The organism is Candidatus Darwinibacter acetoxidans, from assembly GCF_041936445.1.
In the GTDB taxonomy this organism is placed as follows: Bacteria; Bacillota; Limnochordia; order Darwinibacteriales; family Darwinibacteriaceae; genus DTU010.
Map to the genome: position 1 here is coordinate 1 of NZ_JBHGXH010000144.1, position 5109 is coordinate 5109.

Annotated in this window: 7 protein-coding genes; 3 read left to right on the top strand and 4 right to left on the bottom strand. The window is 58.1% G+C overall.

The annotated features are described in order from the left end of the window. Together ACE4YL_RS05215 and ACE4YL_RS05220 are read left to right on the top strand one after the other, a co-directional pair. Positions 1–462, top strand: a 462-nt coding sequence (locus tag ACE4YL_RS05215) for an ABC transporter permease subunit (RefSeq protein ID WP_461369334.1), incomplete at its 5' end; no start/stop codon positions are given. A 1-nt stretch (position 463) separates the two neighbouring features. After that, the gene (locus ACE4YL_RS05220; protein WP_461366862.1) at positions 464–1564 is read left to right on the top strand and encodes an ABC transporter permease; all 1101 of its coding nucleotides are present in this window, start codon (positions 464–466) and stop codon (positions 1562–1564) included. A 39-nt stretch (positions 1565–1603) separates the two neighbouring features. Here ACE4YL_RS05220 and ACE4YL_RS05225 read toward each other — a convergent pair whose 3' ends face one another. After that, the gene (locus ACE4YL_RS05225; RefSeq protein WP_461358894.1) at positions 1604–2488 is read right to left on the bottom strand and encodes an HDOD domain-containing protein; all 885 of its coding nucleotides are present in this window, start codon (positions 2486–2488) and stop codon (positions 1604–1606) included. 133 nt (positions 2489–2621) lie between these two features. Between ACE4YL_RS05225 and ACE4YL_RS05230 the strand changes: the two genes are divergently transcribed. Beyond that, positions 2622–3848, top strand: coding sequence for a DUF401 family protein (locus tag ACE4YL_RS05230; RefSeq protein ID WP_461358895.1), 1227 nt, complete (start codon positions 2622–2624; stop codon positions 3846–3848). 40 nt (positions 3849–3888) lie between these two features. Here ACE4YL_RS05230 and ACE4YL_RS05235 read toward each other — a convergent pair whose 3' ends face one another. The 3 genes from ACE4YL_RS05235 to ACE4YL_RS05245 all read right to left on the bottom strand — a co-directional run bounded on the left by ACE4YL_RS05235 (position 3889) and on the right by ACE4YL_RS05245 (position 4772). After that, positions 3889–4272 (bottom strand): hypothetical protein, encoded by a 384-nt coding sequence (locus ACE4YL_RS05235; RefSeq protein WP_461358896.1) that lies wholly within the window; start codon positions 4270–4272, stop codon positions 3889–3891. Positions 4273–4458: 186 nt separating this feature from the next. Continuing rightward, a complete protein-coding gene (locus ACE4YL_RS05240; protein WP_461358897.1) occupies positions 4459–4614 on the bottom strand; it encodes a hypothetical protein in 156 nt (51 codons plus the stop codon). Further along, entirely contained in the window at positions 4593–4772 is a 180-nt protein-coding gene (locus tag ACE4YL_RS05245; RefSeq protein ID WP_461358898.1) for a hypothetical protein, read from the bottom strand. The genes ACE4YL_RS05240 and ACE4YL_RS05245 overlap by 22 nt, the downstream gene beginning before the upstream one ends. Positions 4773–5109: the final 337 nt, after the last annotated feature.

Here is a 5109-nt window from a genome sequence, read left to right on the forward strand (position 1 = left end):
AGCGCGGCGCGGCTGAACGGGATCAATCCGAAAAAGGTCATTTTCTTGACCTTCTTGATCATGGGGGTTTGCAGCGCGGTCGCGGGTTTCATTGCGGTTAACAAAGCGGGCCGCCACGACAGTGTCAACCTGCTCAAGTTCATCATGATGGATGCAATCTTGGCCGTGGCTCTAGGCGGTAACTCGCTGGCCGGCGGGAAATTCAGCATCACGGGGTCGATTATCGGGGCGTACACCATCGAGGTGCTCAACAGGACCCTGCTCCGTTTGGAGGTAAACCCCGAGGCCATCAAAGCGTTCAAGGCGGTGTTTATCATCGTCCTCATGATCATCGCTTCCCCCGTGGTCAGTGCCTATGCCGGTAAGCTGCTGGATAGGATCAAGGGGATCACCACCGGCTATTCCCCGGGCCAGGAAGTGGCTGTGTCGGCTGTGGACAGTTCTGCGAAGAAGGAGAAGTAAGATGGGACCCCTAAACAAAGGCAAACCAAAAACAAGGATGTCCAATTCGACGCTTCTGTTTATCATCGCCGGGATTATCCTTATCCTCATGTACGGGATTGCCCTGATCAGCTTCCCCGTCAGTTTCCGGCAGTTCCAGACCTTCTTTGACTTTTTCAACCTGAACGCGGCGCTCTTCATCGTGACCCTGGGCATGTGCATCGTCATGATCGGCGGCGGCATCGATATTTCCGTGGGCGCCGTCTGCGGACTGGTCACCATGGCCTGCGCACTGCTTTTGGAAACGGGAGCGGGGAACATCTGGGGCGCGCTGTTTCTGTCCCTGGGGATCGGGCTGGCCTTCGGGCTGATGCATGGATTTCTCATCGCCTATCTAGAGATCCAGCCCTTCATCATCACCCTGGGCGGGATGTTCCTGGCGCAGGGGCTTTTGACCACCCTCCACAAAGAGCCCCTCAACGTGACCAAACCAGCTTTTGTGGCCCTGCGGCGGTATACCATCGAAATTCCCTGGCTGGGTACCGTCAACCGGCTGGGCGTGTTCATCCCCAGCGAAATTAAGCCCAGCGTGTTCGTTGTGGCAGCCCTGGTTGTTCTCTACGCCATCTTGATGAAGTGGTCGCGCTTTGGGCGCAACCTCTACGCGGTGGGCGGCAACCGCCAGAGCGCCCGGATGCTGGGCATCAACGTCAAGAGAACCATCTTTCTCTCCTACGTAATCTGCGGACTCACCGCCGGGCTCTCCGGCTTTATCTTCCTGCTCACAACGGGGGCAGGTAACATCGGCAACGGCTCGCTCTATGAGATTAAGGCCATTGCCGCGAACGTCATGGGCGGCGTTATGCTCAGCGGCGGAGTAGGAAACCTTTTGGGCGCGCCCATCGGCACCCTGACCCTCCTGACCATCAATGAACTGATTCGGGCGGCGGGGGTCCAATCCAACCTGCAGGCCATCGTCAGCGGTCTTCTGCTCTACATCTTCATTGTGCTGCAGAGCATCATTATGGCGCTGCGGGAAAGGAGGCAGTTCAGTCTGGCTCTACCTCCCTGGCTGAGACCGCCCCGGGCGCAGGATCAAAAAACAGCCGAGGATCAAAGGTGACCGCCGGCCGTGATGCTTCGCTGGCTAGAACGCGCCGCCTTAGAAGATGCAGGGTGCGTCTTGGGCGATGGGCTCCAAAATTTCCAGGGCCCGCTCCACCCGCTGGGGCAGGGCCTCTTCCACCTTGAGGATCTGGGCCATGGAGAGGCCCAAAGACTCCACCAGATCAGCTTCAATCTCGTATTTGTGCACAGACTCCCGCAGCGATTCGTAGTAGTTAAAGCTGATGGTATCGGCAATGTGCATGATGATGATCTCCTGCTTGTTCACCTGCGCCCTTCTGGGGGCGTGGTGGTACTGCACCACGTTGCGGATATCGGGGGGCAGGTGCCACTTAGTGCACACCCACTGCCCAATGGCCGAATGGGTGTGCCGGCCGAGAACCTTCCCCTCAGCCTGCAGGATGGGGATGTTCTCTTCGGTGGCGATTTGGAAAATGCGGTTCAGGGTTACAGGCAGGCACCGATCCAGGGCCAAAATCCCAATATCATGGATCAGGCCGTAGTTGACGAGCTTATACGTATCGAACCGCCCGCTCAGACCCGCCTCCTGGCACAAGAGCTGCGCAGCAAGACCCGTGCCCAGGCAGTGGCGGAAAAAGCTGCGGCGGTCAAAATTCTCCAGCAGCTGGCGCTGGGGGAAGAGAGCCTGCAGCAGGATGCCGAGGATGATGTGGCGGGTAGCTTCCAGCCCCACAAGGAGTATGGCGTCTTCCAGGCTGCGGGCACGCCTGCCGCGCCGCTGCCCCACTGAGTTCACTACCCGCAGCACCGCCGCTCCGAGATTGCCGCATTCATTGATCTTGCGAATCAGGACTGGGCGGTCGATCAGGTTCGGATCCCTCAGTTCTTCAATGATCTCCGCCACCTGCGGCGGAAGCTCAGGGAGATCCCGCTCCAGCACCTGCAGAATCACGTTCGACACTTCCGGGCCCCCTTACTTAACTGGAGTCGACGCTGTCTGTGTCAAGTGTTCTGTTCCAACGGGCAAAACCCTCCTGACCAGCAAGGAGAATCCTCTGCGGCGTCGAAGAAGAGCAGGGCTGGGGGGTAACATCGTGACAGTGGTTGGAGTTGCCGTAGCTTTTGGATCCGTCCTCTATCTAGTCTCCAAGGGCCTCTCGCTGGGGCTGGCGCTCTTGGTGGGGACAGCCCTGACGGGACTGCTTTCCCCCATGGGGCTCTCGCCCTTTGCCGCTGCGCTCTGGGATGGCCTGAAAAGCCCCATGACTTGGCAGCTGGTTCTTGCTGTGGCCCTCATCAGCGGGCTGGGCAAGGTGATGAAAGCAACTGGCGACCTAGAAGAGATGATCAGTTCCCTGGTGGCCTTGTTCCCCAAGCCTAAAGCGCTGGCCATGCTTCTGCCCGCCTTGGTCGGCACAATTAACGTACCGGGCGGAGCCATCATGTCCGCTCCCCTGGTGGAAGAAAACACCAGGGCGCTGCATCTGGACCGCACCTCCCAAGCAGCCATCAACCTCTTCTTCCGCCATATCGGCTACTACGTTTACCCGCTGCACACCTCCATGATCGTCCTCAGCGAGCTGATGGACATCCCAAAGCAGTCCATTATCAAGTACAATGCCCTGCCTATGCTGGTGGGCTTAGGCGCAGCCTATCTGCTCTTTTTCAAAAGAGCGCAGCTGCCCCCTGCGGACGCACGCCAAGAAAGCTCCCTTCGCCATCTGCTGAGCTTCCTGCAGAGTTTTTCCCCCATCCTGGTCATCCTAGGTCTAATGCTCCTTTTGGGACTGCCGTTTTACCTGGCCGCAGCCGGGGGCCTGCTTTGGGCGCTCCTGAGGAACCTTCCAGGCGAAAAGCGCAGCCGCGCTCTCCTCGGGCGCCTGAAGGAGCTCTTCACCCGCTGGATCGACTACAAGCTGGCCCTCACCATCCTCAGCCTGCTGCTCTTCAGATCGGTGGTGGAGGCCTCTGGGGTGACCAGTACACTGGCCGCTTCCTTCTTCCGCTACGGCATTCCCCTACCCATCCTGGTGATGGGCCTGGGGGCAGTTGCCGCGTACCTTGTGGGCATGCACATGGCGGCAGCGGGGCTTTTGGCTCCCTTTTTTGCAACGCTCTTCCCCCCTGCCCTCCTGGCCCCGTACACTTCCCTGCTTTTGGTTTCCATCATGTTCGGCTACTTGCTCTCTCCCCTCCACCTCTGTCTGGCCTTGACCAACCAGTACTTCGGCACAAGCTATGGCCAGACCGTGGGGAAACTGGCCGTGCCTCTGCTGGCCATCGTTTTGACGGCCTTGGTTCAGCTGCTCTTCCTTGCATAGCTGTACCCCGCCGCCTTCAGGGGAGAGTCAAGCGCCCCCGCTAGCGCTGGGCGCCTTCTTGCTTTTTCTTTTTCTCCCGGCCGGAGAGGAGCAAGAGGATCACGATCAGGATCAGGAAAGAGGCCGCCGCTTGGATGATGGTGGCCGCGATGCCGTGCCCCGGGCCCATAATCCTGATATTGTACACCAGCACCAACGCTGTGATGGCCAGGGCGGTTAAGCCCATGATGATGGCAGTTGTGAGCTCGGGTCTCTCCACGTCGATCCCGATGGCCAAAAGCGCCGCCAGCATCAACAGAGCGATCATGCCCAGCTGGAAGATGTCGTGAGCGTACTTCTGCTGGAGGTGCTCGCGATACGCCTCCACACCGCCCCATATGAACAGAATGCCGATGATGGCGCCCACGATCTTCAGGGTCTGCACAGCAATCATCCCTTCCAAGAGCTTTCGTCAATCGAGCCAGCGGGTATCATCTGGTTGGGCAGGCTGGGCGAGATTGTAAACCACCGGCACTTTTTTGTCTTTGGGAGCAAATCCCTCGCCGCCGCTGCGGACCCACACATAGTCCCGATCCGGGCTCAGCTCCCAATCAACGTCGAAGGCGATATGTCAAAAGACGTAATCCCACACTGAGCCAAAAAAGGAGTCGGTGTGATCCAATACGGGGATGTACATGGTGCTGATGTGGTATCTGTTCCAGGACTCCCATCGCCTTGTCCTGGCGTTGCGGGCATACATGTTCCTCAGACGGCAGCTGCGCCACACGTTGTTGCCCCCAAAATCCTCCTGGAACATCCCGTTACTTTGGAAAACCCGTATTCGTCCCGATAGGCGAACCTCAAAAAGGCATGGACATCCATCTCGGGCGAAGCGTCTCCGCTGCCTAGGTTGAGGATATAACCCCGGTCGTCATCTTTTTCCACAGCCACACTCCTCTCCGCCACCCTTTAGCCTTTACATTCTATATTTTTCCAGGTCATCCTGCTTTTCGCCGGCCTTGGACCCTGGGGCAGCGCATAATCGCAATTGTCTTCCCTATCGCGATGTGGTATTCTGATCTTGATTCTTTCGAACCCGCTTTCGCCCTAGATGTTCAATTGGCAAATGGAAAGGCAGGCAAAGCAGTGCACAGCGTTTCAGCATCGGGAATCTGGACGCGCTTTAGAAACAGGTTCATCGGGGATCGCGCCTTTTACAAGATGGCTCTGAGCCTGGTGGTCCCCGTAATCATCCAGAACACAGTAACCAGTTTTGTTAACC

What these genes read in the sequence shown, in the direction of transcription:
- ACE4YL_RS05220 (WP_461366862.1), top strand. Translation starts at nt 464, where the DNA reads ATGGGACCCCTAAACAAAGGCAAACCAAAAACAAGGATGTCCAATTCG.